The following is a 24,497-nucleotide window of genomic DNA, read 5'->3' on the forward strand; positions in this document are numbered from 1 at the left end:
CCTTACTCCAATTGGAAGTTGATCGGCAGGTTGTATTTTACACGAACTGCACGTCCTGATTGCTTTCCTGGCTTCCATTTCGGCATAGCTTTTACTACGCGGATCGCCTCTTCATCGCAACCAAAACCCAATCCTTTCAAAACCGCTACATCCTGGATACTTCCGTCAGTGTTAACAACGAAGGACATGAAAACCCTTCCGGAAACGTTAGCACGGGATGCTGCACTTGGATACTTGATGTTTTTACTAAGATACTTGTACATCTCTGCGGTACCTCCCGGGAACTCAGGTTGTTGCTCAACCACCGTAAATACCTTTTCAGGTTCAGGGGCCGCCTCTACTACTACTCCTTTGCTAGGTGCAGCAACCGCTTCGGGTGCAACAATGATTTCATTCGCGTTAGGGTCACCTTCGATGGTTTTATCCGCAACAACAGCTTCTTTAATTTCTTCCACTGTTGGTGGTGGTACCTCTTCGGGAACCTCTTCATCTTTCTTAACCTCAGGAGGCAAGAACTTCACCGTGTTCACCTTTGGTGCCTCCACTGGCGGCGGCGGTGGTGGTGGTGGTTCTGCCGGGTCTATTGGCGGCGGCGGGATTTTCATCAAATCCACTTCAACCATTGGTGCTTCCTCTTCCTTACCTGCCGTCAAGCTGTTGATGATCGACGGTGTAAACATAGCAAGGACAAAAAGAGCAGCTCCAAGTAAAGTGGCCTTCGTCACATCTCTGCGATAACCCTGACGAAGTGAAAATGCACCGTACGCCTTATTACGATCCGCAAACACTATATCATCCAGTGTTGCATTCGGGCTGATCTCTGCCATGGCGCTGTGATTAATTTTGGTTTAAAACTAGTTTTTTGGAATTATTTTGTCGCCCAACACTTTCTTCTCAGCGTCTGTCAACGCGTCAACAAGTGCATAACGTTTGGTTTTGGTAATGGCCATTTCATCCAGTACATCTACCATATTTTTGTAGGTAGATACCGCTGTTGGCTTGATTACCACGACAAAAGCTTCATTACCGTCTTTATCCTTTGGATTTGCTGCGTTGATACGCTTTTGAGATGCGAAAATCACACTTCTCAGATCGAACCCGTAACGGGTTGTTTTCAAATCAGTCTTAGCTTTATCGTCATCTGCAGCGATACCGTCCAGATAGTATACATCATCGTTCGCTCCCATGAAAAGGGTTAAAACTTTGGATGCTTTCAAAGGTTCCGTCGGCTTTTCCTGATCTTCGGTTTTGTCAGGCACAGCGAGCGACATGGATGTCGGTTTCGACATTGTTGTCGCAAGCATGAAAAAGGTGATAAGCAAAAATCCTAGGTCTACCATTGGGGTCATGTCCACACGGGTGGACATTTTCTTGGCCCTTACCTTACCATCACCTTTACCGTGCCCACCACCGGATTCTTCAATTGCTGCCATTTCTTCTAAATATTAAATGATAACATTATTCGTTTGTGTAACCGGCCGGTGCTTGTTCGCTACCTGTGATCAGGTTGAACTTGTTAATATTCTGCGACTGCAAATTAGCCAGCACGTCTTTGAATGCAGGAAATTTAGACAGGTTGTCCCCTTTCAATGCAATACGTAGCTGGTTGTCTGCCTTACGCGCAGCATAAACCCAGTCTGCCAATTCGCTGGCACCCGTGGAGTCAACCGGGATCCCTGGTTGCTTCACCTGGCCCATTTGCTCCTTAGGCATATTCAGCCAGGGCTTCAACTGATTCAGAGGAAAACCAAAGCTCGACTGCAGTGCAAACTTTGCCTTCTCAGTATCAGTAAAGGTGATTCCTTTGGCTTGTCCGATGTTGTCCAGCATCGCAACGCGAGTAGGCTGGGCATCAACACCAAAGAATACTTTCCCTGATTTGTCAATGCTAATGACCATGATCTTATCATCTGGCACTTTGATCTGCGAAATCGATGTAGGTGTTGTAATCTCTGCATCGTTCGACTTAAAAGTCGCCGTCATAATGAAGAACGTCAAGAGCAAGAAGGCAACATCCGTCATGGCCGTCATATCAGTATGCGGCGCATGTTTCTTTGGCCTTACCTTTCCCATACAAATATATAAGTTTTTTTTATATTAACGAAACTTCACTATAAAATAGTTCAGCGAACTATTAATAATGTGCAGCAAAGTTCGACTGAAGGCTCATGCCAATTTCGTCGATGCTGTAAGTAAGATCGTCAACACGGCTGTTCAGGTAAGCGTAAGAAATAGTCGCGATAGCCGATGTACCGATACCAAGAGCGGTATTGATAAGGGCCTCAGAGATACCAGTCGCAAGAGCAGCGGAGTCAGGTGAACCTGATGTACCCAAAGCCGCGAACGCCTTGATCATACCGATTACCGTTCCAAGAAGCGCCAAGAGGGTAGATGCACCCGCCAGTGTAGCGATGATGGTAAGGTTTTTCTGAAGCATTGGAAGTTCAAGTGTAGTAGCTTCTTCGATCTCTTTCTGAAGAGCCGCCAGTTTCTGCTCTTTGTCAAGCGCAGTTTCAGTAGTCAATTGCTTGTATTTCAAAAGACCCGCTTTGATTACGTTACCAACAGATCCTTTTTGCTTATCGCATTCTTTGATAGCCTCTTCGATTTGGTTTTTGTCAAGCAGGCTTCTCACTTTACGAACGAACGAGTCAATGCTGCCTGAGCCGCTTGCCTTGTTCAAAGTGATCAGACGCTCGATAGTAAAGGTCAATACAATAAGGAAACACGTCATCAAGATCGGTACGATAGGACCTCCCTTGTAAACGATTCCGTAGTAATCACCATCGATAGGTCCTTTTTCGTGATCGCCGTCTTTAAAGTGTTCGGGAGCCCCCAACACGAAAATGTAAACGCAAAGTGCAATCGCAAAAAGTAGAGGGATTACCAATGCCGGGTTCAAACCGCCTTTGCCTTTTGTTGCTGCCGCAGCAGGCTTTGGAGCTGGTGCCGGACTTGTAGCTTTCTTTTCCATCAGACTTACTTTTAAAGGTTAAATTGAGATTTTGGTTGTGAATTAAATAAAACTTTTGGTTTAAACTGGTTTTCGTAAAATAAAATTTTGAATGCTTTTCGGATAAACGACATCTACAAAAGTATGAGTTTTCCTTTTAAAAAAAAGCAAGCGTTTCGGCAGATTTTTTCTCAGATTTTTCGCAGAAACGGCTCCGAATTGCATAATTTAAAGAATCCCCTCCCTTCTATTTTTAGTACAAATTCTAGTTTTAATACTGATCCATAGGAGTATACCAGCCTGGCCGGAACCTCTATATAATTGCACTCTTTGCGTTCATATGTAACAACATGTTTTTTAGTGAGGAGTTTTGTGTTTCAAAATATTTCAAGATTACCTTAGAAAAGCAAATATTATTTTTCTCCTACTATGTGTCTTAACAACAATTTTAAATTTCGATGCCCGGGATTTTCCGCCGAACCTCAAAATTTGACTAAATCAATCCGTCCCGCATCCCGCTTGCAACCGCCCGTCACTCAATTTCCCGGAGCTTACCACTAGCGGAATGACAAAAATCCGGTAATTTTGGCTTTTGGTGGATAGCATGTCCATTAACTTAACAAATTCTTAAAATACATGAAGATCGATCAGGAGTCGCTCAAAAAGATCGCGCACCTCGCACGATTAGAGATCAGGCCCGGGGAAGAAGCGGCACTCTTACATAGTATGGATTCGGTTCTTACCTGGATGGACCAGCTCAATGAAATAGATACGCAGGGAGTGGAGCCTTTGACGCACGTGCTCGACGAAGAAAATAACTGGCGGGAAGATAAAGGTGCAAATACGCTCACACGCGAGGAAGCGCTCTTCAATGCACCGTCGAAAAACAGTACCTATATAATGGTACCCAAAGTGATTGAGTAAGTATAGGACACAATGTCCTATACCTCAACAATGGATTTCGAAATCGTCGGCGTCCGACAATGCAGGAAAGTTCTGCCGATAAGCGATGAGCTCCGCCTTCGAAACGTGGACAACCTTCTCTGCCTCCTGGTTTGTCAGCATTGCCACAGGTTCTCCCAGGTAGTCGAGGGCGACAGAATCTCCACGGTATTCCAAACCGCCCCCATCAGTGCCGATACGGTTAACACCCATCACATAGCACTGATTTTCGATTGCCCTCGCCTGCAAGAGCGTGCTCCACGCATGCGCGCGACGCGCGGGCCAGTTCGCTACATATAATAGGATGTCGTAAGGTTCACTTTGCAGATTGCGGCTCCATACCGGAAATCGTAGGTCGTAGCAAACGAGCGGACAAATTTTCCAGCCTCTCCATTCAATTGTCAACCGGCTACTGCCCGCAGTATAATGATTGTTCTCCTCTCCCATCCGGAAAAGGTGCCGCTTGTCGCTATGCGCATGGGTACCATCCGGGCTTACGCAAAGAAGCCTGTTAAAAAAACGTCCTCCGTCATTTACTGCAAAACTTCCCACCACCAGGGCATTATGCTGTTTGGCCATTTGCTTCATCCAGCGGGTGGTGGTCAGGTTCATCGGCTCGGCGAGCGTAGTGTTCATCGTAAAACCGGTGTTAAACATTTCCGGAAGCACGATCACATCGACCGGCTCCGGCAATGCCGCCAGCTTTTCTTCAAAGGAGGCCAGGTTGGCCGTTACATTTTCCCAATGTAAATCGGACTGGACCAATGCAATCGAAAGGATTTCCTTATTTTCCTGCATGACCGAATATTTGCTGGTTAAAACCTATCTGCGGCTTGGAAAACGCATACGGTAATCTGCGTCTACATTCCCTTTGGAAATATCGGTCAGTTTCTTCTTGATAAACTGTTTTTTGAGCGTAGGCAGGTAATCCACGAACAATTTGCCCAGCAAATGGTCGTACTCGTGCTGGATAATGCGGGCAGCCATCCCCGAATAGGTTTCTTCGTGCTCGTTCCAATCGAGGTCTCGATAGCGGATACGGAGCGTTTCGGGGCGGTACACATCGCCGCGAATGCCCGGAATGCTCAGACACCCCTCTTCGAACGCCCATTCCTCACCGGTTTCTTCCAATATCTCGGGATTGATGAATGCCTTTTTGAAATCGACCAATGACAGATCCGGCTCGTCGTCTTCGTCTTCTTCATCCCTCTCGGCGAACGGCGTGCCGTCTACTACGAAAATGCGGATATTCAGACCGATCTGCGGCGCGGCCAGGCCCACGCCATTCGCGCCGTGCATAGTTTCGAACATATCCTCTGAAAGCTTCTTCAAATCCACTTCATCTTTTTCGATAAAACGGGTTGGTTTTCTCAGGATCGGGTCACCGTATGCAACTATTGGATAAATCATGTTTATTAAAACTTTTGCTACCTATATAATATGTACTACTTACAAATTCTACCTTCGGCTTTCCATGAAGGACTGAAGAATGATCGTGGCGCTAACTTTGTCGATATTGCCCTTATCGCGCCTGTCACTTTTTTTCGATCCCGAAGCGATCATGGATTGTAACGCCATCGACGATGTAAAACGCTCGTCGTGTAAATGCACCGGGATTTCAGGAAAAGCTTTTTGTAGTGTCTTTACAAAAGCGGTAACCCTGGCGGCGTTCTCGCTATCGGTATTGTCGAGCTTTTTGGGCATTCCAACCACGAATGCTTCTACCTCTTCAGTGAGCATATACTTTTTGAGAAAATCGGGCAGCTGATGCGTGGGCACGGTATCGAGCGCCGTAGCGATGATTTTCAACGGGTCCGTAACGGCTATTCCGGTGCGCTTGGCGCCGTAATCGATCGCCAGAAGACGTGGCATGGGCTTAAAATATGTTAATAGTTTGCAAAGATAAGACCTTTCGCTTAGCTTTTCCCGATTGCCCGGCCGATTGCACATTTAGGCTGCACGCATTCCGGAAACCGATTATCTTTGCCCTATGATTGAAAAGCGCTGGATACATTTCCCTCCCTTTACCTCTGAACAAGAACAGATTGCGCAGAGCCTTGCCGAATCACTTAAAGTAAGTCCCTCGCTGGCAACGCTTTTGGTTCAGCGCGGCATCCTCGATTTCGACCAGTCCCGCGACTTTTTCCGACCCGACATCAAGCATTTGCACGATCCGTTCCTGATGGCTGACATGGAAAAAGCTGCGGAGCGCCTGATCAAAGCCATCGAATCCAACGAGAAAATACTGGTTTACGGAGATTACGACGTAGATGGTACTACTTCCGTCGCATTGTTCTATGGTTTTCTCAAAAGGATTTACCCAAATCTGGACTACTACATTCCCGATCGCTACGAGGAAGGCTACGGCGTTTCGTGGCAGGGCGTGGAATGGGCCGAAGCGAATGGCTATACATTAATAGTTACCCTCGACTGTGGCGTTAAATCGGTTGACAAGGTAACTGTGGCCCTTGAAAAAGGGATCGACTTCATCATATGTGACCACCACCGCCCCGGCGACGAGCTTCCGCCAGCTGCTGCAGTACTCGATCCGAAGCGGGAAGATTGCCTGTATCCTTATAAAGAGCTAACCGGCTGTGGCGTTGGGTTCAAGCTTTTGCAGGCATTTTGTATCAAACAGGGCCTCGACCCTGAAACGTTGTACGATTACCTCGACCTGCTGGTTGTCAGCATTGCCTCTGATATTGTTCCTATCACGGGCGAAAACCGCATTTTAGCGTTTTATGGCTTGCAAAGGCTTAATGCCAAACCGCGTACCGGTATTAAAGCCTTAATACAAATCTCAGGGATCAGCGGTGCGCTCGATATTACCAACGTAGTCTTCGGGCTCGGGCCGAGGATCAACGCAGCCGGACGCATTAAGCATGCAAAAGAAGCTGTAAGACTTTTGCTTTCCGAAATTGAGGAAGAGGCGATGGAGTTTGCGGAAGAAATCAACAAGCATAACAGCGAGCGCCGCAACTTCGATTCAAGCATTACCGAACAGGCGCTTTTCATGATCGAAAACGACGAATGGTTTTCGAATGCGAAAAGTACCGTATTATATAAGGAAGACTGGCACAAAGGCGTGATCGGGATCGTAGCAAGCCGTTGTATCGAAAAATACCATCGCCCCACCATTATTCTCACGCAATCCCATGGAAAAGCCGCTGGCTCTGCACGCTCGGTGCCCGGTTTTGATGTGTACGAAGCGATCGAAGAATGCGCGGATCTTTTGGAACAATATGGCGGGCATACTTTTGCTGCCGGCCTTACATTGCCGCTGGATAACGTGGAAGCATTCAGAATGCGGTTCAACGAAATCGTTAGTAGCCGCATCCAGCCCGACCAGCTTGTACCGATGATTAACGTCGACATGCTGCTTGAACTGGAAAACATTACGCCGAAATTCTATAACATCCTTCGCCAGATGGGGCCATTCGGGCCAGGCAACATGACGCCGGTCTTTGAGTCACGAAACATGACGCTGGTTGGCCGCCCGTTTTTGATGAAGGAAAAACACATCAAGTTTGATGTAAAACAAAATAACTCGGCTGTGTTCACGGCCGTAGGCTTCGGAATGGGGCATTTTTATCCTGATATTGTCAATGGAAGGCCGTTCTCGATCTGCTATTGCCTTGAAGAGAACAATTTCCGTGACAAGAAAACATTACAGCTTTCGTTGAAAGACATTAAGCTGCATTGAGGAAGAACTTAAACGAACAATGATACTAAGAACCGAAAACCTCGTCAAGAAATACGGGGTTCGTCTCGTTAATAATAATGTAAGCTACCAGGTCGAGCAGGGCGAGATCGTAGGGCTGCTCGGGCCGAACGGTGCCGGCAAAACTACTTCTTTTTATATGGCCGTCGGGTTAGTGAAGCCCAACAGCGGAAAAGTGTACCTCGACGACAAGGACATTACCAACCTGCCCATGTACAAGCGGGCCCGCCTGGGCCTGGGCTACCTTGCGCAGGAGGCATCTGTTTTCCGGACATTGACCGTCGAAGAGAATATTAAGGCAGTGTTGGAAATGACCGATCTCTCCAAAGCCGATCAGAAGCATAAGGTGGAAGAGCTGATCGAGGAATTTCACCTTGGGCATGTCCGCAAGAGCAAGGGAATGGTTCTTTCGGGAGGCGAGCGTCGCCGGACGGAAATTGCACGGTCCCTGGCTGTCGATCCGAAATTCATTTTGCTCGACGAGCCCTTCGCCGGTGTAGACCCTATTGCCGTGGAAGATATTCAAAGCATTGTGGCCAAGCTGAAACACAAGAATATCGGCATCCTCATCACCGACCACAATGTGAACGAAACCCTTTCAATTACCGACCGGGCGTATTTGCTATTTGAAGGAAAGATATTGAAACAGGGCTCCGCCGAAGAATTGGCAGAAGACGAGCAAGTACGTCGTGTTTACCTGGGACAGAATTTCGAGCTGAAAAGGAAGATCTGAAATGTCTCCAGCATAGAAAAGGGAACGCTCAGGCGGCATTCCCTCTCTTACAATTATTCACCATGAACTGTATTACTAGTCAAAAAGAGTAACAGCGATGCTACTTCTTAGGGCACTTCTTGCAATGCTTGCCCTTCTTCTTATATTTCTCGCAACACTTCTTAAACACGCATTCAGTGTTGTCCTCGAAGCTTTTCATCCAGAAACACCCCTGCTCCACCTCCGCATTGTAGTCATTAATTGTAAAAGCGCTCATCCACATTGCCGTTAAAACTGAGGCAAATATATTACCTATTTAGAATCATTCAAATGTTTGTTGAAAATTATTTTGAATAAATCTAAATAACTTAACGGGCACTTTGGGTCACTTCAAATGTCCCTTGCTTTTCAAAAACGCTAAAATACGCTCCGGCGAGACTTTCTCCTTGTGGTAGGAAAGTATCACTGCTTCTGATTCCAGGTCGATACTCCCCTTTCTAACACCGTCTATTTCCTGCAAGTCGGCCACAAGTTCCTGCACATTATCCGGGCTCGCCAGATCGATCCGGAGCTGCCTTTGGGATTTGAAACGCTCAAAGTGCTGCTCTGCCAGCACCTGCTCTTCGCTTTTGAATGGCTCCCAACGGTTGATAACCAACCCTGATAATGCAACAAACCAGCCCAAGAAATAGGACAACGTCTCCATTCGGCCATGAAACTCTCTATTCCAGAAATAAAAAGCAGCCAGGCGGCCACTCAGCCAAGTAAATATCGTCCATTGCAAAACCGTGACCAATAGCTGATGCCTGGTCAGAAAGACAGTATCAAAAATCGGCAAGGATGCCAGGGATAGTAAAGGAAGTATGCAGCAACCAATATGTAAAAATGTAATTATCAAACTGAAAGACAGGGAATAAAAGCTTCGCATATCGAAAGAAAATGGACGCGACGGTTGCGTGTTAAAAGTATTTGTTTCATTTTTGCAACGTTGTTGCATTTAATGAAGTTCCATCCGAAATGAATCTTATCCGTCCGATTTTCCTGCTAACTATTAGCCTGACAGCCGCCTCCTGCGCCCAAGAGGAAAAAAGCCCCGAGCTAATTGAAGCCAACCGTTTGCATCTTGAAGCCATTGAAATTTCAAAAGAACTGGAACCAAAACTCGAAAGCCTATCGTCGCACGCGAAAGGCGGTGCAGAAAAATCACAGATCGACAGCTTAAAGGCCCTCATCGAAATGTGGGAAGAGAATATGATCGAAGTTCCCGGATTTGCACACGCCCACGCGCATGGCACGCATACACATGAACACAAGTCTGCCCCGCCGATGACCGATGAGTCGATGCTGGACTATCAGCGGCAATCCAGGGAAGCCATTATTGAGTTACAAGGAGCTACTGCAAAACTTGATAGTCTGCTAAAATGAAAAAACTTCCTATCCTGCTCATTCCGTTTCTCGCTTTTACATTTCGGGCCGAACCATTGCAAATCAGCTGGAAGCGGCTGACCGACGTACAGTTTACCCGAAAACTCAACAAGGAACTGGGCATGCATTTCTTATACCCTGCTTTCGGGCCGTCAGTGAATGCATTGCAGGGCAAAGAGATCAGTATCCGGGGTTACATGATCCCCGTGGATGAAAACGATAACATTTACGTGATTTCCGCCAAACCGATGGCGGCCTGCTTCTTCTGCGGTGGCGCAGGGCCCGAATCCATCATGGAACTGCAATTCCGGAAGAAAAAACAGCGTTTCCGTACCGACGAAGTACTGACTGTCAGGGGAAGATTGGTGCTTAACGCGAGTGACATCGATCACCTCAACTACATTTTGAAAGACGCCGAGGTGATCGATTGATTATCAGGGAATTTTTTCCCAGATCTCGTGGACAGGCTTGCCGTCGCTACTCTTGCCGCTATGGTCCCAGCGACCATTTTCAAGTTTGAAATCGAATTTAAGCGACGAGCCTACGCGATTGTTGTCTTTGGAGAAAAACTGAATATTTTCGGTGTATTTGCCGTCTTTCGCGGTGTAAGTGCCGCCGCCTGTCGCATAAAATCCCTTCACGGCCGGGTCCACTGCGAACCATTGGAAACGGGTTTTTGAAAGTAGTTTGAGTGTTTTCCGTGTTCCTTCCTGGTGTATCTGGACGAGCCCGCCTTGCCCGTTGTCGCGCTCGGTAATATGCCAGGCGCCTGCCATCGGCGCATTACTCGTAGCGTCGTCGACGCGCATCCATACCATCGCTTCTTCGTAACGCAACGTGAGAATGTCGTCTTTTACTGTCACTGTGAACTCAATAGGGATACCGATTTTCGCCGTATCCGCCGAATTGAATTCCGGCGTGTAAGTCATTTTGTCGCCATTCATCGTGAACGGGCCGCCTTCGGTTCTTTCAAAATACTTGTTACCGATGCTGTAAGAGGCAATAACCAGGTAATTATCCGCCACAATGAGCGTCGAGGCACTGCCAGTCGGCTCCTGCGATTTCCAGGCGCCTTTGGGTATCTGGGCGAATGTCAGAAAAGAAATGAGTACAAAGGCGATCGTCAGTATATGTTTCATTGCATTCGGTTTGATGGAGTTACCATATACGTTATCAAAATTATGCCAATTTCCACGGGAAGCAACTTTCAGCGCAAAACTTCCCGCAAAACATCCAGCGACTTGATCTCCCCGAGCGCATCCATGTGGATTTTGTAAAAGAAAATCATCTTTTCGAGTATACTTATCCGCCGCGTCCTGTCTAGCGGAATGGACAATCCGTAGCCATTTTCCAGCATTTGTGCCGTGGCAGCATGCTCCTGCACGTCGGGTCGGAACGGAAAATAGCTGTCTTTCAACTCACTTTCGAGATCATTGGCAGCCTCAACCCCAAAGCCCAGGTAATGTGCGAGTTGCATGAGAAACTGAATGTGAAAGTTTTCGAAACCGGCTTCGGCCTCATCGAGATACAGCACCGATTGCTCAATAAAATTGAACAATGGCTCGTTTTTTTCCTCCTCTCGCAAAGTTTTACTCAGCATCTCGGTCATAAAAAGTGCCAGGCCCGATTTTAATACATCAAAAGGAATCGAGAAGAATGGCGCATAGCATTTGATCTCGGAAATGCGGTGGATGGTATCCTCCCTATTTTTATGGTAAACCACCAAATCGAGTAATGTAAGCGGCTGGAAGAACGCGATCCGGTTGGTTTTTGACTTGCTGCTTCTGACGCCATTTACGATATAAGTCTGTATACCAAAGGCTTCGGTGTAAACCTTCGCGATAATGGAAGATTCTTTATACCGGATGTAGCTCAATGCGATACCGCGGGTTTTATGAAGCATATGAAATTTTAATATCCAATTGACCAAAAATAGCTATCTTTCTTATAATTGATAAGCTAGTGTGATTTTGCAATAATTTGTGATCTGGCTCTTGAAACAGTAGGCAAGGGAATTGGCGGTAGGGTAATTTTCGCAACATTGTGCCAATCTTGCCCCGTAGATTTAACCCGAGGGAAAGGATATGAAAATTTGAACATTTTTGGAGTTTTTTAAGCCAAAGGATTTGTACCTTTGTGAGAAATAACGAACTAAACGAGAATTGAAATTCGTTAGGCTAATATTCAGGGAATACGATTTGCATACCAGCAAACACCAATATTTCTAACAGCATTACTCTCTCTTATGAGCGACGCCATTAAGCATGAGTGCGGCATAGCACTTATCCGTCTTAGAAAGCCTTATCAATACTACATCGACAAGTACGAAACGCCGCTGTATGCTGTCCATAAGCTTTCGGTCATGATGGAAAAACAGGTCAACCGGGGCCAGGATGGAGCCGGGGTAGCCAATATTAAAATCGACGTCCCGCCTGGGAAACGATATATCAGCCGATACAGATCCGTAGAGCCTCAACCACTTACGGATATCTTCTCTAAAATCCACAAGAAATTCCGGAAAGGTCTTAAGAATAACAGAGACCATGCCAGCGACGCAAAATGGTTGCAGGAGAATCTTGCTTTTACGGGAGAAGTATGGTTGGGACATCTTCGTTACGGCACACATGGCACCAATGAAGTAGAAAACTGCCACCCGATGCTGCGCCAAAGTAACTGGCGGAGTCGTAATCTGGTGATGGCGGGTAACTTCAACATGACCAATGTCGATGAGCTTTTTGGCAAACTGGTTTCATTAGGCCAGCACCCGAAAGAGAAAGTCGACACCGTAACGGTAATGGAAAAAATTGGACATTTCCTGGATGAAGAAAATCAGCGGGTGTTCGAGCGTTTCAAAGGAGTTTATGAAAACCCGACATTGTCCGACGTTATCGAGGACAATATCGACCTGCCACGCTTGCTTTATCGCTCGTGCCGCGACTTTGATGGAGGTTATGCGATGTGCGGCCTGACAGGCTACGGCGCCTCTTTCGTAATCCGTGACCCCGCAGGTATCCGCCCCGCATTCTACTACGCTGATGATGAGGTAGTTGTAGTGGCATCTGAAAAGCAAGCCATTAAAGCTGCATTCAATGTAGATTATAATCAGATCACTGAAATTACGCCTGGCTCTGCGCTGATCGTCGACAAAAACGGTGAATACAACGAGTTCCCGATCCTGCCTCGCCTCGAAAAACGCTCATGCAGTTTTGAGCGTATCTATTTTTCCCGTGGCACCGATCCGGACATTTATAACGAGCGCAAGCAGCTGGGTAAATTGCTGATTCCGCAGATCCTCAAAGAAGTTAACTACGACCTCGAAAACACGATTTTCTCTTATATCCCGAACACCGCGGAAACGGCGTTCCTTGGGATGATCGAAGGTTTGGAAGAATATCTTGCTAAAAAACGCAAGCAAGCCATCATGGAAGGCATTCTTTTCGAAGCCGACCTGGAAAAAGTGCTTTCATTCCGTCCACGGATCGAGAAACTGGTAACTAAGGATGTAAAATCCCGCACCTTTATCACTGCCGATGCCCTGCGCGACGACATGGTTTCGAGTGTGTACGATACCACTTTTGAGGTCGTTCGCAAGAATATCGACACCGTGGTGATCATAGACGATTCGATCGTTCGGGGTACCACACTTGAAAAAAGCATTCTGACGATGCTCGACCGCCTCAAACCGAAGAAGATTGTAGTAGCCTCTTCGGCACCGCAAATCCGCTTCCCGGATTGCTATGGTATCGATATGTCGAGAATGAAGGATTTTGTTGCTTACCGTGCTATATTGAAGTTGCTCGAAGAGCGCGATATGGAATATAAGCTGGAAGACGCTTACACACAAAGCGTTACAGCTCTGGCAACGAAAAACCCGTACAATACGAACTTCGTTAAGGCACTTTACGAGCCTTTCAGCGACGAAGAGATTTCTCAAAAAATAGCAGAAATTATCCGACCGAAGGGTTTGAATGCCGAGCTCTCTGTTGTTTTCCAGACAGTTGAAAACCTGCACAAAGCCTGCCCTGGCCATTTGGGGGACTGGTACTTCACTGGAAACTACCCAACGCAAGGCGGTAATAAAGTAGTAAACAAGGCCTTTACCAACTCCTACGAGGGTAAATTGGAAAGAGCTTATTGATTATAGAAATTTGGATGACGATAGCCGGCCTGGAAACGAGCCGGCTATTTTTTTTTAGCTTTTAGACTAAATTCGGTCAATGCACTGACTGAACTTAGCTAAAATCAGTCAATACGTTGACCGAATTAACATTTCTATTAATTTGCCGGCTCAATTCACAACCTAAATCTCATGACCCAATTCAACACAATCCAGTTAGTTAAAAAAGCATGTCTGGCATTTGCCCTGGTGTTAACGGCAACTTTTGCTCAGGCGCAAGGCACCCTGAACGACATTGCATTCCTCGACGGCCGCTGGTTGGGAACTTATAACGGCGGACCTATCGAAGCCTCCTGGACTGCTCCGAAGGGAAACAACATCGTCGGCTTTATCCGCATGATCAAGGATGACAAGCCTGCTCTTTATGAGATATTCGCATTTGAACAGACTGACAATGGCCCTGTGGCGATGGTGAAGCATTTCAAACCCGGCATGATCTCCCTGGAAGAAAAAGAAGTGGCCGACCGCTACAAATTCATCGAGGCTAAAAAGAACCAGGCTTTATTTGAAAAAGACGACGCGTCGGTGCGGATCATTTACGAGAGACGCTCCGCTACTCAGCTGGTGATTCAGCGGGGGAAGAAGGAAAATGATAAATGGAGCTTTATGGATCTGTTTATTTTTAACAAAATCCCCTGAGGCATTCGGGAAGCTTTCGGAACAGCAATCCAAACGGATTGCTGTTTTTTTATGCCTTAATTTTTAAGTATCAGATATACGCCGCCCACCAACAATATCGTACCCAAAATACGTGGCAAGTTCATATGATGAACAGCGAACCCCTGTAAACCAAAATGATCGATGGTCATCACGGTTACCATCTGGCCGGCGATAACGAGGCACATCATGTTGGCCGGACCGATATTGCGGACAATGAAAATAACGGTGATTACATAGAATGCCCCCAGCACGCCACCCATAAACCGGGTCCAAGAAACCTGTTTGAGGTCGGCCAGAGAAGGGATGGGGTTTTGATTGAAACAGGCAAATGCTATGGTAAGGACCATTAACCCCACAAAAAATGAGGTCATAGCTGCGAGAATAGGGTTATTGATCGACTCGCGAAGTTGCGTGTTCACGCCCGATTGTACGGCGTTGCTGATGCCGATGAGAAAAGCGAAGATCAGGAAAATCCAGTTCATGCAGCGGATGGGACTTTTAAACTATTGCTTCAATTCGTTTACCTTGTCAGGGTCGACGGTTTTGAAACGACCATACACACGCAGGATGATCGCCAGGGCCACAGTCACTTCCGCAGCCGCAACAACGATCACAAAAAGTGCAAACAACTGACCGCTCAAACGTTCGACATCGTGCCGGCCGAATGCTACCAAATTGATATTGACCGCATTAAGCATTAGCTCAATCCCGAGCAGCATACCGATAAAATGCCGCTTGGTAATGGAAATAGCCAGCCCAATGCAAAACAATGCAGCTGCGACGACCAGATAATATTGTACTGGTATGGTTGTCATGCGGTCGGATTTCGGTTTAATGCGAGATAAGCAGCGCCGATAAGTGCCACCAGCAAAAGAATCGCGGCTATTTCAAACGGTAACAAATGGCTCGTCATCAGCTCTACGCCGATCGTTTTGATAGTCGACTTGGTGTTCATTTCCTCCCCCGCCATTTTAAAGTCCGAGGACATAATAACCTTAACCAGCAATCCGAATAATCCTGCGCCTGCGAAAAACCCCCAAGCTTTCCTGGCTATGGGTACTTCAATGCGGTTATGGCGTGTAGAGTCGTCGCTTTTCTCCCTCTGCTGCGTCAGCATTATACCGAATATCAGCAACACGAGAATGCCGCCCACGTAGATCATGATCTGCGAAACCGCCAGAAAATCTGCACCTGCGAGAACGTACAGTGCAGCAACACCCAGGAATGCCAGGAACAAGGCAAATGCCCCGTAGATCAGGTTTTTGGAAAAAAGGATAAGTAGCCCCGCCGCGAGCGTTAATGCGGAAAATATATAAAATATAATTACTTCCATGATCGCCTATTCTTTGGGTTTAGGTTTCATTGTCGGACGAAACGCCGGTTTCGCGGCTACGGGTTTATCCTCAGGCTCCACTGGCGTTTCAGATACTGGCTTTTCCACATTTTCTTCTGAAACAGCCTTTGGCTTCATAGTAGGACGAAAAGCCGGCTTTGCAGCAACAGGTTTTTCTACGGGTTCGGCAGGAGTCTCAGCGATTGGTTTCTCCACATTTTCATCCGAAGCGGCCTTAGGTTTCATCGTTGGGCGAAATGCTGGCTTTGCAGCAACAGATTTTTCTGCCGGTTCGATAGGGGTTTCAGCGATTGGCTTTTCAACATTTTCATCTGAAACGACCCTAGGCTTCATCGTCGGGCGGAAGGGTGCTTTTGCCGCAGGCTTTTCAACAGCTTCGACGGGCGGTTCAGCCACAGGCTTTTCTATCGGTGCTGGTGAGCTTTCATCCACCTTTTTCGGCTTCATAACCGGTTTGAACGCCGATTTCGGCGCCGGAGTTACCGGTTCATCAGATTCGGTATTAATATCTTTGGCAACAGGCTCTTCTGCCGGTTTTGGTTTCACCGTTGGTTTGAAAACGGGACGGGCAGGCGCCGCTGTACCGGCCGGCGTAGTCGAAGGTGCGATGGCAGGAGCAGTCTTCGCCGCTTTCAGTGCTTCTTTCTCCTTTTGGAATTGTTCCAGAAGTATGCGCTTTTCGTCGGCTTGTTCGGTAGTGAGATTGGAATAATTGTAAACCATATCCCGCACATCCACTTCACTATAATCGAATGTCTTGGTCATGGTAAGGCATTCCGTCGGGCAAACCGTTGTACAAAGGCCACAATAGCAGCATTTGGCCATATCGATATCAAACTTGGCGGCGTACAAGCGGATCGGCGAGCCGTCGGAGGCACGGCCAACATCCTCCACCGCTTTAATCGGTTCAATATCAATACAATCGACCGGACATACCTTCGCGCATTTATCACAAACAATGCAATCGTCCATCTCATTATGCAGACGGTACCTGCCATTATCCGGAATGGGAATGGTTTCCAGCGGGTACTGGATGGTGACAATGCCATCCTGCTGGTCATAGAAATTGGATGAGCGAATATCCCCGGGCTTACGGCTCTTACGTGCATTCAAGAGATGCCGTAACGTCAGCCGCATGCCCGTGAGGGTCGTACTGATGCCGTCGGATATGTTTTTAAAGTATTCTGACAAAATCCCTGTTCGTTGGTATTGCGGTTACCCTATGACAAATATAGAGTAAACGGTTCAAAAACTTACTTATCCACACCCACTGCTTCCAAAAGCTCCTGCAATTCATTTTGCAGCGACTCCGTCTTGTCGGCGATGTACCAGCGTTGAATATCCTCTGAAAATTCGCTGTACGACCTGACCGGGTTGGCTTTATATGCTCTCAAAAGCTCCTGGGCACCTGCCGGACGTGGTCCCCACGTGAAAATTTCATTGAAATCGTCGTCCACAGCGATCAGTTTGGGTATCGAACGCCCTCCATTGGTCAGATATGCGTCCATTAATTCCGGGTTTTCGTCCCGAAGCAAGAATCTGACCTTAATCAACGGATTTGATAACGAGGCAGCTACGATTGTGGGAAGATTCTGGGCTGCATCCCCGCACCACGCTTCGGTGAGGATGTACCAGGTTTGCGGAATATCGACCTGGTCGACGGCTTCCCTAAGTGAATCATGGATCTCCGCCTTTTTATTCAGTCGTTGCATCCGGGCCAGGTTCAGCCTTGTGTAGTGGGACAGCGATTCAGATTGTTTCGGGCCGGTTGTCCTGTTTTCAAGAACCACCGTCTCCATTAAATGCATGTATTCGGAATAAGTATAAGCCCCGTTTCTAACTGATTCAGGGAATAAATGTGCCACGTTTCTCATTGGATTTAAATTTATTGGAAAACCCTCTGGCGACACTTTCAGTTCACTTTTCGGTCATCAAAAGTTGCACTTTTTCCAGTCACTTCAAGTTGACTTTCAATGCGTTCCAAAAGTTCCTTTGCCAATTTCTCCCGATCGAAATGAGCGTGGACAAACCGGTAACCATTTTTACCATGCTTCGCCATAAGTTCGTGGTCGTTCATATAAATCCTGATTTTTTTCACCAGTTCTTCCGAATTTTCCGGCTCTGTAAACATCCCCGCCTCCGCCTGCTCTACCAGCTCGCGCGACACACCGTCGATAGCCATTAATACAGGCTTTTTACAGGAGAAATAGTCAAAAGTTTTGTTGCTGTAAACTGTTTTGAAAATCTCCGCTTTTTTCAAAATAGCTACGCCGACGTCGGCCATTAAAACGTAGTCGAATATCTGCTCCTTTGAAACGGGGTCGAGAAATGAAACGTTGGTCAGCTGCCTGGAATCGACTTCTTCCATCAACATCCGCTTCTGCATTCCGTCGCCTATCAGCAAGAAATGGGCATCTGTACCCCGAAGCAATGTAGCAGCCTCCACGAGCTGCATCAAGTCATTCGCCAGCCCATGCGCCCCGACATAAATGATTACAAACTTTCCCTCCAGTCCCAGTTCCTTTCGTAACCCGCTCGCGCATGCGTTACGCAACGCGCGCTCACTCCAACGGAAATCCGCCGCGTTAGGGATCACGATGATTTTACCTGGCACAACGCTTTTGTCGCGAATTAACCTTTCCCGAAACGCCGGAGTAAGCACATTGATCAACTTTGACTTGCGATAAAGGTATTTCTCAAACCTGTAAGCCAAACTGATCAGCCACTTATTCTTCAAAACGCCCGTCTCGATCGCCGATTCCGGCCAAAGATCCCGTATTTCCAGCACCAGCGGAACACGCTTCCATTTGGAGAGCAGCAGCCCCGGAATACCCACCAGGAGTGACGGCGAGCTTACGATAATGCAGTCATATTTGGAACGCGCGAAACGTAACCCGACATAAATTGCGGCACATGCGAAAGAAATATAGCCCAAAAGCCGCCCCGAAAAGCTGTGATGATAACGCCTGGACAATTTGCATCGAATTACCTCAACGCCGTCCTGGTTCTCAGACATTGAAAATCGTTTCCCCTTATTATCCGCGGATTTCCCCGACATATAATGTACATCCCCCGCAATCACCGTCACCGAATGCCTTTCCCTCACCCAAACACGAGCCATTTCGTTCCAGCGGGAGCCTCCGCCAGCATTGTCTTCGAGAAAGTATTGATGAATGAGGAGCATGTGCATAAGCGGGTAATATTGTTTCATTATTGGTCTATACAAATGGGACTTGGTCACTTCAAACTTTCAATAACCGTCCTTATCAAACTCCCGCCACTTTCAAACACCATAGCGATACATTCTACCTTTTCGCCATAAACCTCCGAATACCAGCCGCGTTCAACGATCATTAGGATTCCACAACCTTGTTCATCGACAGCACTAATACGAAAATCATCCAAAAACCCTCTATCCGGATGCCATAACTGGCGGATTCGCATTCCTTTCGGCACATTCAGAACCAGGTCTTCCACCAGCCAATGCAACCGACCCGCTTTTTTGATAACTCTTCGCTTGTGAACAATACCTTTGCCTACATGACGGAACCCCTCGAATTCGGTCTCAATCCAAAACCCGTCATCGGCAGTGCCTGATTTTCCCTTTGCATTCGTGATCCAATGCGTCCAGACAAACCGGTGCCGCTTCTGCATTTGATCGAAGTTTTCGATCATGATGGTGTTGTGAGCGCGCGTACCGGCGAAATAGCGTGTAGATTCTTCATCGGCATTGTAAAGCCAGGTACCGGCATCGCGCAGAATGTTGCGGCCGTTTATCCAAATGTCGAGGTGGTTATGATCAGCTTGAAAGGGGCGGCTGCAATAGCTTCCGCAGCGCAGGAATGTGATAGTACCGCTATCTCTAACAATGAAATAGCCGTCCTCCTGAAAATTAAAAGCACCATCTTCCACAACTTCCAGATAGCTTTCCACATCCGACAGCTCTTCGGGTACCAGCCATACTTTCTCTTCGCTTAAAACGGGGTCCGAATTTTTCCAGCTATATAAAACCGATTCCAATGCGATTAATTGAGGCCTGAAATCCCGAAAATCACATTCAGAAAGAGGAAAAAACAATGCCCCGTCATTGTGCCCGTAAAGAGGAAGCCTCCCATTTACTCCATCCATGCAGATTCTCAAGAACCTCAGAGAAGCATCGGCTTGCTCATACACGGTTTCAGAAAACCATTCGTCATTCAATTCCGCTAATTGTATACCCCAAGTCATCAACTGAACAACCACGCGGTGATAGTTCATCGAAAATTGAAGGTAAGTGCCGTCCGACGTAATTTGTCGATTGATTTCCCTTTCAAATAAATCCTTGCCTTTTTTCCTCCATTCATGGCTTTCCGAGAAGCAAGGAAACATTATACCGGTCACAAATAGGCCTAATGTCTCGGTCAGGACGTGGTTATTACTGACGGCGATTTCTGAAAAACAGATGTTGGCAGCAACATGCCGCATTTGATCGTAAATGCTGCAAAGAATCTTATCCAGCAACAATTGATTCAATGCTGATGACAGGCGATGGTAATGCAATGCAAAAGTCCAGTTCAATACCCTCAATGCTATTTCCTGGCTGCATTTCCAGTTTGGTCCACAATTCACAGGGTTCTTGTCGATCCAATCCGTGATCAATTCGAAAACTTTTCCCGACTGATCCTGACCGAAATGATAATCATACCGAACGAGGTCATACAAAAACGTGAACCTCGACTTCTCCCACACGTATTTGATATCGCCCGCTTTCGGGGAAAAGTCGTCAACGTCCGACCAATGCTGGTGTTTCGGATAAACAAAGCCAGTTAATGGATTGCTGTGCCAGTCGGGTACTTCGAACCATTGACTGCTGAAATAGCGAAACCTCCCCATTTCCATTTGCCCTACCCGCCATTTCAAATCAGTGATTCCTGCATTCCTTTGCAAAGTCAGTTTTTCGGGGTCGAACAGAAATGTGGGTTTGTTGTTCTGCCATTCCTGCATACTTATGAATGAATGCCTGGTGGCTCTTTTGGGAAAGCGCAATTGAAGAATACCGGTTTTACCTTGCCACCAATATCCGGCTCTGAACAACACATATTGCCAGCCCATTTGCCGGCCGATATGCCAAAGCAGCATCCAATACCGCAGCGCTTTCATGGTACCTTCACCCAGCCGCCCGTCCACATACTATCCCGCGCCGCCAGTGTCGCCTGGCTTGAGTTCCAGACGTCTTCGAGAGGCATTATCGGCTCTTTTCCGGTTGCAATGCATTCGAACAGCTTGTCAAACTGCTCCTGATGGCCCTTTCCCGCATCCCGTTTTGTTTCTCTAAATCCCTCAAAACCATATCCCCATACAACTTTGTAGTCATCCACAACCACTGTCCGCCCCAGCGAATGTACTTCGATCCGTTCCTTTGGATAGCTGCTATGACCATTTGAAAAATAATGCACGGCCCCGGCGGAGCCATTTGCCAGCCGCAGCAGCACACTGGCATTTTCGGTACTCATACAGCCCTGGACGGTCAACGCATTGGTACAGACTTCCGTAATGCGGCTTTGCGCAATCCACGCGACCAGATCGATGAAATGGCATGCCTCGCCCACCAGCCTCCCTCCACCCCGGGCGCTGTCGTGTAGCCAGTCATTCGCCAAAATACTGCCTGCGTTAACAGTAATTACGACGTTCATCGGGCCGCCATCAAGCAATTGCCGAAGCCTGGTTATATGCGGTGCATATCTTCGGTTAAAACCCACCGCGAGTGAGACCGGACCCGGCGCATTTTGAAGTGCCGATTTTACGCTTTCAATGCCCCTGGCATCAATGCTAAGTGGCTTTTCCACAAACACATGCTTGTCGGCACGAATCGCATCTATCGCGATGGAAACATGCTCATCATGCCGGGTGGCGATAATGACCAGATTGACTTCGTCGTCGGCCAAAATTTCGCGGTAATCCGTAGTAACGAATGGAATGCCATACTTGACGGCGAGTTCCGCCGCCCTTGATCCGCCTAAGCTGGCGATGTACTTGATACACTTCCCGCGGAGACAGGGCAACAACGTCATGCAAGCAAAATTTCCAGCGCCGATGATCGCTGCCACCACCTTTTGTACCGCGAATACATTGTCCGGGTTCCGGATTGCCGTTTCGTCGGCCTTGCTTTCACCGTTATAATCGATCAGCACTCCGAGCGATCGGATATTTTTTTGATAAATACATAAATAATTTTCAAGCGGGATAATATTGGAAATTAAAGGTTTGACATTCAGAGAACCATTCCCCATCAGCCGCAGAACTTCGAGGAAATTGCGGTTCGCGGTCCAGCGAACATATCCCTGGGGGTAATCGATGCCCCGCTCCTCGTACGCATGATCATAACGCCCGGGCCCGTAGGAGCATGAAACCTGGAATGTCAGTTCCTTATGGTAAAAATCAGCCCGGTTTAAATGCAAGGGAACGTCGCCTACTAGCACGATTTTCGCTTTTTTCCTGCAAATCGCCGAGGCCATTGAAATGACATCGCCGGATTTGGACGAAGCTGTGATAATTACCCCATCCATTTCGCCGAATTGCTTTGAATTCCATCCACCGGTAGACCATGACGGATTAACGGCCACGACTCCCTTTTCTCTTGCGATTCGTCGCCGATCTTCGTCGGGTTCAATACCCATTACCTCGCACCCTTGCGCGCGGAGGATATCAACGACCATCAAACCTATTAACCCAAGGCCTACCACCGCCACGCGCTCACCGAGGGCGGGTGCCAGCAATCGCACCCCATGCAGACCTACCGCGCCCAAAACTGCAAACACCGCCTCTTCGTCCGGCACATCAGGAGGAACTTTGGCGACCAGGTTGACCGGTACACAGATCATCTCGGCATGCGGCCCGTTGCTGACCACCCTGTCGCCGATCGTGAAACCTTCTACATCTTCTCCTATCGCTTCGATTTCTCCCAAATTGCAATACCCCAACGGCAGGAGCTGATCCAGCCTGCGGAGAACCGACTGTGTAGTTTTCCAGAAGCCATCAGTTCTGACTTTGTCAATTAAGAGACGGAACTTGTCTGGATGTTGCCTGGCTTTAAGAAGGAAATTGGCTTTGCTGAACCCGATCAGCATTCTTTCGGTCCCGGCGGAGATGAGGCTTTTACGGGTTTTGATGAGCACGCAGCCCTTCCGGGCGAGCGGAACAGGGACATTTAACAGCAACGTCTCTCCCGTCCGGAGATTCTGGGCAAGTTGTTTCATGAAATAGTGTGTAGTTTGAGTAAACATCAGGTGTTGAAATTTACGAATTAAATCCAATCAGCAAGATTTAATAATTTTGACAAACCTGTTTAGCATACAATCCTTAATCATACCCATTCCCGAATGAAAAAGCAGATCAATATCGGCATAGTAGGTTACAAGTTTATGGGCCGTGCGCATAGTAATGCCTGGAAAAAAGCCCCGCTGTTTTTTGACACGCCATCCGTGCCCGTCCTGAAAGTGGCATGCGGCCGCCACCAGGAATCGCTATCCGAATTCGCGCAAAATTGGGGCTGGGAAGAGACCGAAACCGACTGGCAGCAACTCGTCACAAGGCCTGATATCGACATTATCGACATCGCATTACCCCAAAATTTGCACTACGAAGTGGCATTGGCCGCAGCCAGGGCAGGCAAGCATATTTTTTGTGAAAAACCGCTTTCGATGGACAGCGGGCAGGCTGCCGAAATGCTGAAAGTGTGCCAGGAAAATGGCGTGAAGCATTATCTCAACCATAACTATCGCAGAACGCCAGCCGTAGCGCAAGCCAAAAAGATGATCGAAGAAGGCAAGATCGGCCGGATTTTTCACTGGCGCTGTGCTTACCAGCAGGATTGGATAGTCGACCCGTCGTTCCCGCTTACCTGGCAGCTTAAAAAGGAGACTGCCAAGGCCGGGCCGCAGTGGGACCTCAACTCCCACGCCGTCGACCTCGCGCATTTCCTTGTGGGTGAGATTGTTTCCGTTTCATCCCTGAATGCGAACTTTATCAAAGAACGCCCCATCGCTGACGAAACCGCCACCGGAAGTCTCACTGGCGCATCCAAAGGCAACGAAACGGGCGAAGTGACCGTCGAAGACGCCGCATTGATGATGGTCAGGTTTCGAAACGGCGCCATAGGCTCATTTGAAGCAACCAGGTTCGCGACCGGCCGCAAAAACCGCCTTACATTCGAAATTTACGGCAGCAAAGGCAGCCTCGTTTTCGACCTCGAACGCATGAACGAGCTGCAATACTATTCCAACGAAGATGCGAAAGGCGAACACGGTTTCCGCACGATTCTCGCCACCGAATCCATTCACCCTTACGCGGGCCATTGGTGGCCTGCCGGGCATATTATTGGCTACGAACACGCGTTCGTGCACGCGGCAGTAGATTTCCTGGATGCAATCGAAAATGATACTGAAATCAAGCCCGACTTCGCGGATGGCCTGAAAATCATTCAGGTGCTGGAAGCGGGACTGCGCTCGGCGGAAAGCGGCAGCACGGTACTATTATAGGGTAAAGGAGGAAAGGGAGGAAGGAGGAAAGGGAAGA

The 24,497-nt window shown here is 47.7% G+C and carries 26 protein-coding genes; 8 read left to right on the plus strand and 18 right to left on the minus strand.

Annotation, left to right across the window (positions count from 1 at the left end):
* Nucleotides 1–2 precede the first annotated feature (2 nt).
* The 4 genes from IEY24_RS30075 to IEY24_RS30090 form a co-directional block, all read right to left on the minus strand.
* Nucleotides 3–827: an energy transducer TonB gene (locus IEY24_RS30075; protein WP_188938994.1), complete on the minus strand. Its 825-nt coding sequence runs from the start codon at nt 825–827 to the stop codon at nt 3–5.
* 27 nt (nt 828–854) lie between these two features.
* A complete protein-coding gene (locus tag IEY24_RS30080) occupies nt 855–1,433 on the minus strand; it encodes an ExbD/TolR family protein (RefSeq protein ID WP_188938995.1) in 579 nt (192 codons plus the stop codon).
* 25 nt (nt 1,434–1,458) lie between these two features.
* On the minus strand, nt 1,459–2,073 hold the full coding sequence (locus IEY24_RS30085) for an ExbD/TolR family protein (RefSeq protein ID WP_188938996.1): 615 nt from the start codon (nt 2,071–2,073) through the stop codon (nt 1,459–1,461).
* 61 nt (nt 2,074–2,134) lie between these two features.
* Nucleotides 2,135–2,974 (minus strand): MotA/TolQ/ExbB proton channel family protein, encoded by an 840-nt coding sequence (locus IEY24_RS30090; RefSeq protein ID WP_090156048.1) that lies wholly within the window; start codon nt 2,972–2,974, stop codon nt 2,135–2,137.
* 615 nt (nt 2,975–3,589) lie between these two features.
* Between IEY24_RS30090 and gatC the strand changes: the two genes are divergently transcribed.
* On the plus strand, nt 3,590–3,877 hold the full coding sequence (gene gatC / locus IEY24_RS30095; protein ID WP_188938997.1) for an Asp-tRNA(Asn)/Glu-tRNA(Gln) amidotransferase subunit GatC: 288 nt from the start codon (nt 3,590–3,592) through the stop codon (nt 3,875–3,877).
* A 24-nt stretch (nt 3,878–3,901) separates the two neighbouring features.
* On the opposite strand, the gene IEY24_RS30100 is transcribed toward gatC, so the two are convergent.
* From IEY24_RS30100 to ruvX, 3 genes are read right to left on the minus strand one after another with little or no spacing between them, the layout of a single operon-like run.
* Nucleotides 3,902–4,693: an amidohydrolase gene (locus tag IEY24_RS30100; protein ID WP_188938998.1), complete on the minus strand. Its 792-nt coding sequence runs from the start codon at nt 4,691–4,693 to the stop codon at nt 3,902–3,904.
* Nucleotides 4,694–4,717: 24 nt separating this feature from the next.
* Entirely contained in the window at nt 4,718–5,305 is a 588-nt protein-coding gene (gene def / locus IEY24_RS30105) for a peptide deformylase (protein WP_188938999.1), read from the minus strand.
* Between the two features lie 48 nt (nt 5,306–5,353).
* Nucleotides 5,354–5,767, minus strand: a complete 414-nt coding sequence (gene ruvX / locus IEY24_RS30110; protein ID WP_188939000.1) for a Holliday junction resolvase RuvX — start codon at nt 5,765–5,767, stop codon at nt 5,354–5,356.
* A 118-nt stretch (nt 5,768–5,885) separates the two neighbouring features.
* On the opposite strand from ruvX, the gene recJ reads away from it, so the two are divergent.
* Nucleotides 5,886–7,598, plus strand: coding sequence for a single-stranded-DNA-specific exonuclease RecJ (gene recJ, locus IEY24_RS30115; RefSeq protein WP_188939001.1), 1,713 nt, complete (start codon nt 5,886–5,888; stop codon nt 7,596–7,598).
* Between the two features lie 19 nt (nt 7,599–7,617).
* On the plus strand, nt 7,618–8,349 hold the full coding sequence (lptB, locus tag IEY24_RS30120) for an LPS export ABC transporter ATP-binding protein (protein WP_188939002.1): 732 nt from the start codon (nt 7,618–7,620) through the stop codon (nt 8,347–8,349).
* A gap of 364 nt (nt 8,350–8,713) precedes the next feature.
* Here the strand turns inward: lptB and IEY24_RS30130 are convergent, their stop codons facing one another.
* A complete protein-coding gene (locus tag IEY24_RS30130) occupies nt 8,714–9,166 on the minus strand; it encodes a heavy-metal-associated domain-containing protein (RefSeq protein ID WP_229223356.1) in 453 nt (150 codons plus the stop codon).
* A gap of 179 nt (nt 9,167–9,345) precedes the next feature.
* Between IEY24_RS30130 and IEY24_RS30135 the strand changes: the two genes are divergently transcribed.
* Both IEY24_RS30135 and IEY24_RS30140 read left to right on the plus strand, forming a co-directional pair.
* Nucleotides 9,346–9,753: a hypothetical protein gene (locus IEY24_RS30135; RefSeq protein WP_188939005.1), complete on the plus strand. Its 408-nt coding sequence runs from the start codon at nt 9,346–9,348 to the stop codon at nt 9,751–9,753.
* Nucleotides 9,750–10,184: a DUF3299 domain-containing protein gene (locus IEY24_RS30140; protein ID WP_188939006.1), complete on the plus strand. Its 435-nt coding sequence runs from the start codon at nt 9,750–9,752 to the stop codon at nt 10,182–10,184. Before IEY24_RS30135 ends, IEY24_RS30140 begins: the two co-directional genes overlap by 4 nt.
* A 3-nt stretch (nt 10,185–10,187) precedes the next feature.
* Here IEY24_RS30140 and IEY24_RS30145 read toward each other — a convergent pair whose 3' ends face one another.
* On the minus strand, nt 10,188–10,892 hold the full coding sequence (locus IEY24_RS30145; RefSeq protein ID WP_188939007.1) for a DUF4488 domain-containing protein: 705 nt from the start codon (nt 10,890–10,892) through the stop codon (nt 10,188–10,190).
* A 68-nt stretch (nt 10,893–10,960) separates the two neighbouring features.
* Nucleotides 10,961–11,656, minus strand: coding sequence for a DNA repair protein RecO (gene recO, locus IEY24_RS30150; protein ID WP_188939008.1), 696 nt, complete (start codon nt 11,654–11,656; stop codon nt 10,961–10,963).
* Between the two features lie 342 nt (nt 11,657–11,998).
* On the opposite strand from recO, the gene IEY24_RS30155 reads away from it, so the two are divergent.
* Nucleotides 11,999–13,891 carry an amidophosphoribosyltransferase gene (locus IEY24_RS30155; protein WP_188939009.1) on the plus strand — a complete coding sequence of 631 codons (1,893 nt, stop codon included), beginning with the start codon at nt 11,999–12,001 and terminating at the stop codon, nt 13,889–13,891.
* A gap of 171 nt (nt 13,892–14,062) precedes the next feature.
* Nucleotides 14,063–14,569, plus strand: coding sequence for a DUF6265 family protein (locus tag IEY24_RS30160; RefSeq protein WP_188939010.1), 507 nt, complete (start codon nt 14,063–14,065; stop codon nt 14,567–14,569).
* A gap of 56 nt (nt 14,570–14,625) precedes the next feature.
* Here the strand turns inward: IEY24_RS30160 and IEY24_RS30165 are convergent, their stop codons facing one another.
* From IEY24_RS30165 to IEY24_RS30200, 8 genes are all read right to left on the minus strand, one after another.
* On the minus strand, nt 14,626–15,072 hold the full coding sequence (locus IEY24_RS30165; protein ID WP_188939011.1) for a DMT family transporter: 447 nt from the start codon (nt 15,070–15,072) through the stop codon (nt 14,626–14,628).
* Between the two features lie 21 nt (nt 15,073–15,093).
* Complete coding sequence (nuoK, locus tag IEY24_RS30170; RefSeq protein WP_308420648.1) at nt 15,094–15,405, minus strand: NADH-quinone oxidoreductase subunit NuoK; 312 nt, start codon at nt 15,403–15,405, stop codon at nt 15,094–15,096.
* Nucleotides 15,402–15,923 carry an NADH-quinone oxidoreductase subunit J family protein gene (locus IEY24_RS30175; RefSeq protein WP_188939012.1) on the minus strand — a complete coding sequence of 174 codons (522 nt, stop codon included), beginning with the start codon at nt 15,921–15,923 and terminating at the stop codon, nt 15,402–15,404. Before IEY24_RS30175 ends, nuoK begins: the two co-directional genes overlap by 4 nt.
* 6 nt (nt 15,924–15,929) lie before the next feature.
* Nucleotides 15,930–17,135 carry a 4Fe-4S binding protein gene (locus tag IEY24_RS30180; RefSeq protein ID WP_229223357.1) on the minus strand — a complete coding sequence of 402 codons (1,206 nt, stop codon included), beginning with the start codon at nt 17,133–17,135 and terminating at the stop codon, nt 15,930–15,932.
* 62 nt (nt 17,136–17,197) lie between these two features.
* Nucleotides 17,198–17,818 (minus strand): thioredoxin family protein, encoded by a 621-nt coding sequence (locus IEY24_RS30185; RefSeq protein ID WP_188939013.1) that lies wholly within the window; start codon nt 17,816–17,818, stop codon nt 17,198–17,200.
* 38 nt (nt 17,819–17,856) lie between these two features.
* Nucleotides 17,857–19,155: a glycosyltransferase family 4 protein gene (locus IEY24_RS30190; RefSeq protein WP_229223358.1), complete on the minus strand. Its 1,299-nt coding sequence runs from the start codon at nt 19,153–19,155 to the stop codon at nt 17,857–17,859.
* A 26-nt stretch (nt 19,156–19,181) separates the two neighbouring features.
* On the minus strand, nt 19,182–21,083 hold the full coding sequence (locus tag IEY24_RS30195) for an alginate lyase family protein (protein ID WP_188939014.1): 1,902 nt from the start codon (nt 21,081–21,083) through the stop codon (nt 19,182–19,184).
* Nucleotides 21,080–23,179 carry a bi-domain-containing oxidoreductase gene (locus tag IEY24_RS30200; protein ID WP_188939015.1) on the minus strand — a complete coding sequence of 700 codons (2,100 nt, stop codon included), beginning with the start codon at nt 23,177–23,179 and terminating at the stop codon, nt 21,080–21,082. Before IEY24_RS30200 ends, IEY24_RS30195 begins: the two co-directional genes overlap by 4 nt.
* A 123-nt stretch (nt 23,180–23,302) precedes the next feature.
* On the opposite strand from IEY24_RS30200, the gene IEY24_RS30205 reads away from it, so the two are divergent.
* Nucleotides 23,303–24,460 (plus strand): Gfo/Idh/MocA family protein, encoded by a 1,158-nt coding sequence (locus tag IEY24_RS30205; protein ID WP_188939016.1) that lies wholly within the window; start codon nt 23,303–23,305, stop codon nt 24,458–24,460.
* Nucleotides 24,461–24,497: the final 37 nt, after the last annotated feature.

It is taken from the genome of Dyadobacter endophyticus (assembly GCF_014641595.1).
GTDB lineage: Bacteria > Bacteroidota > Bacteroidia > Cytophagales > Spirosomataceae > Dyadobacter > Dyadobacter endophyticus.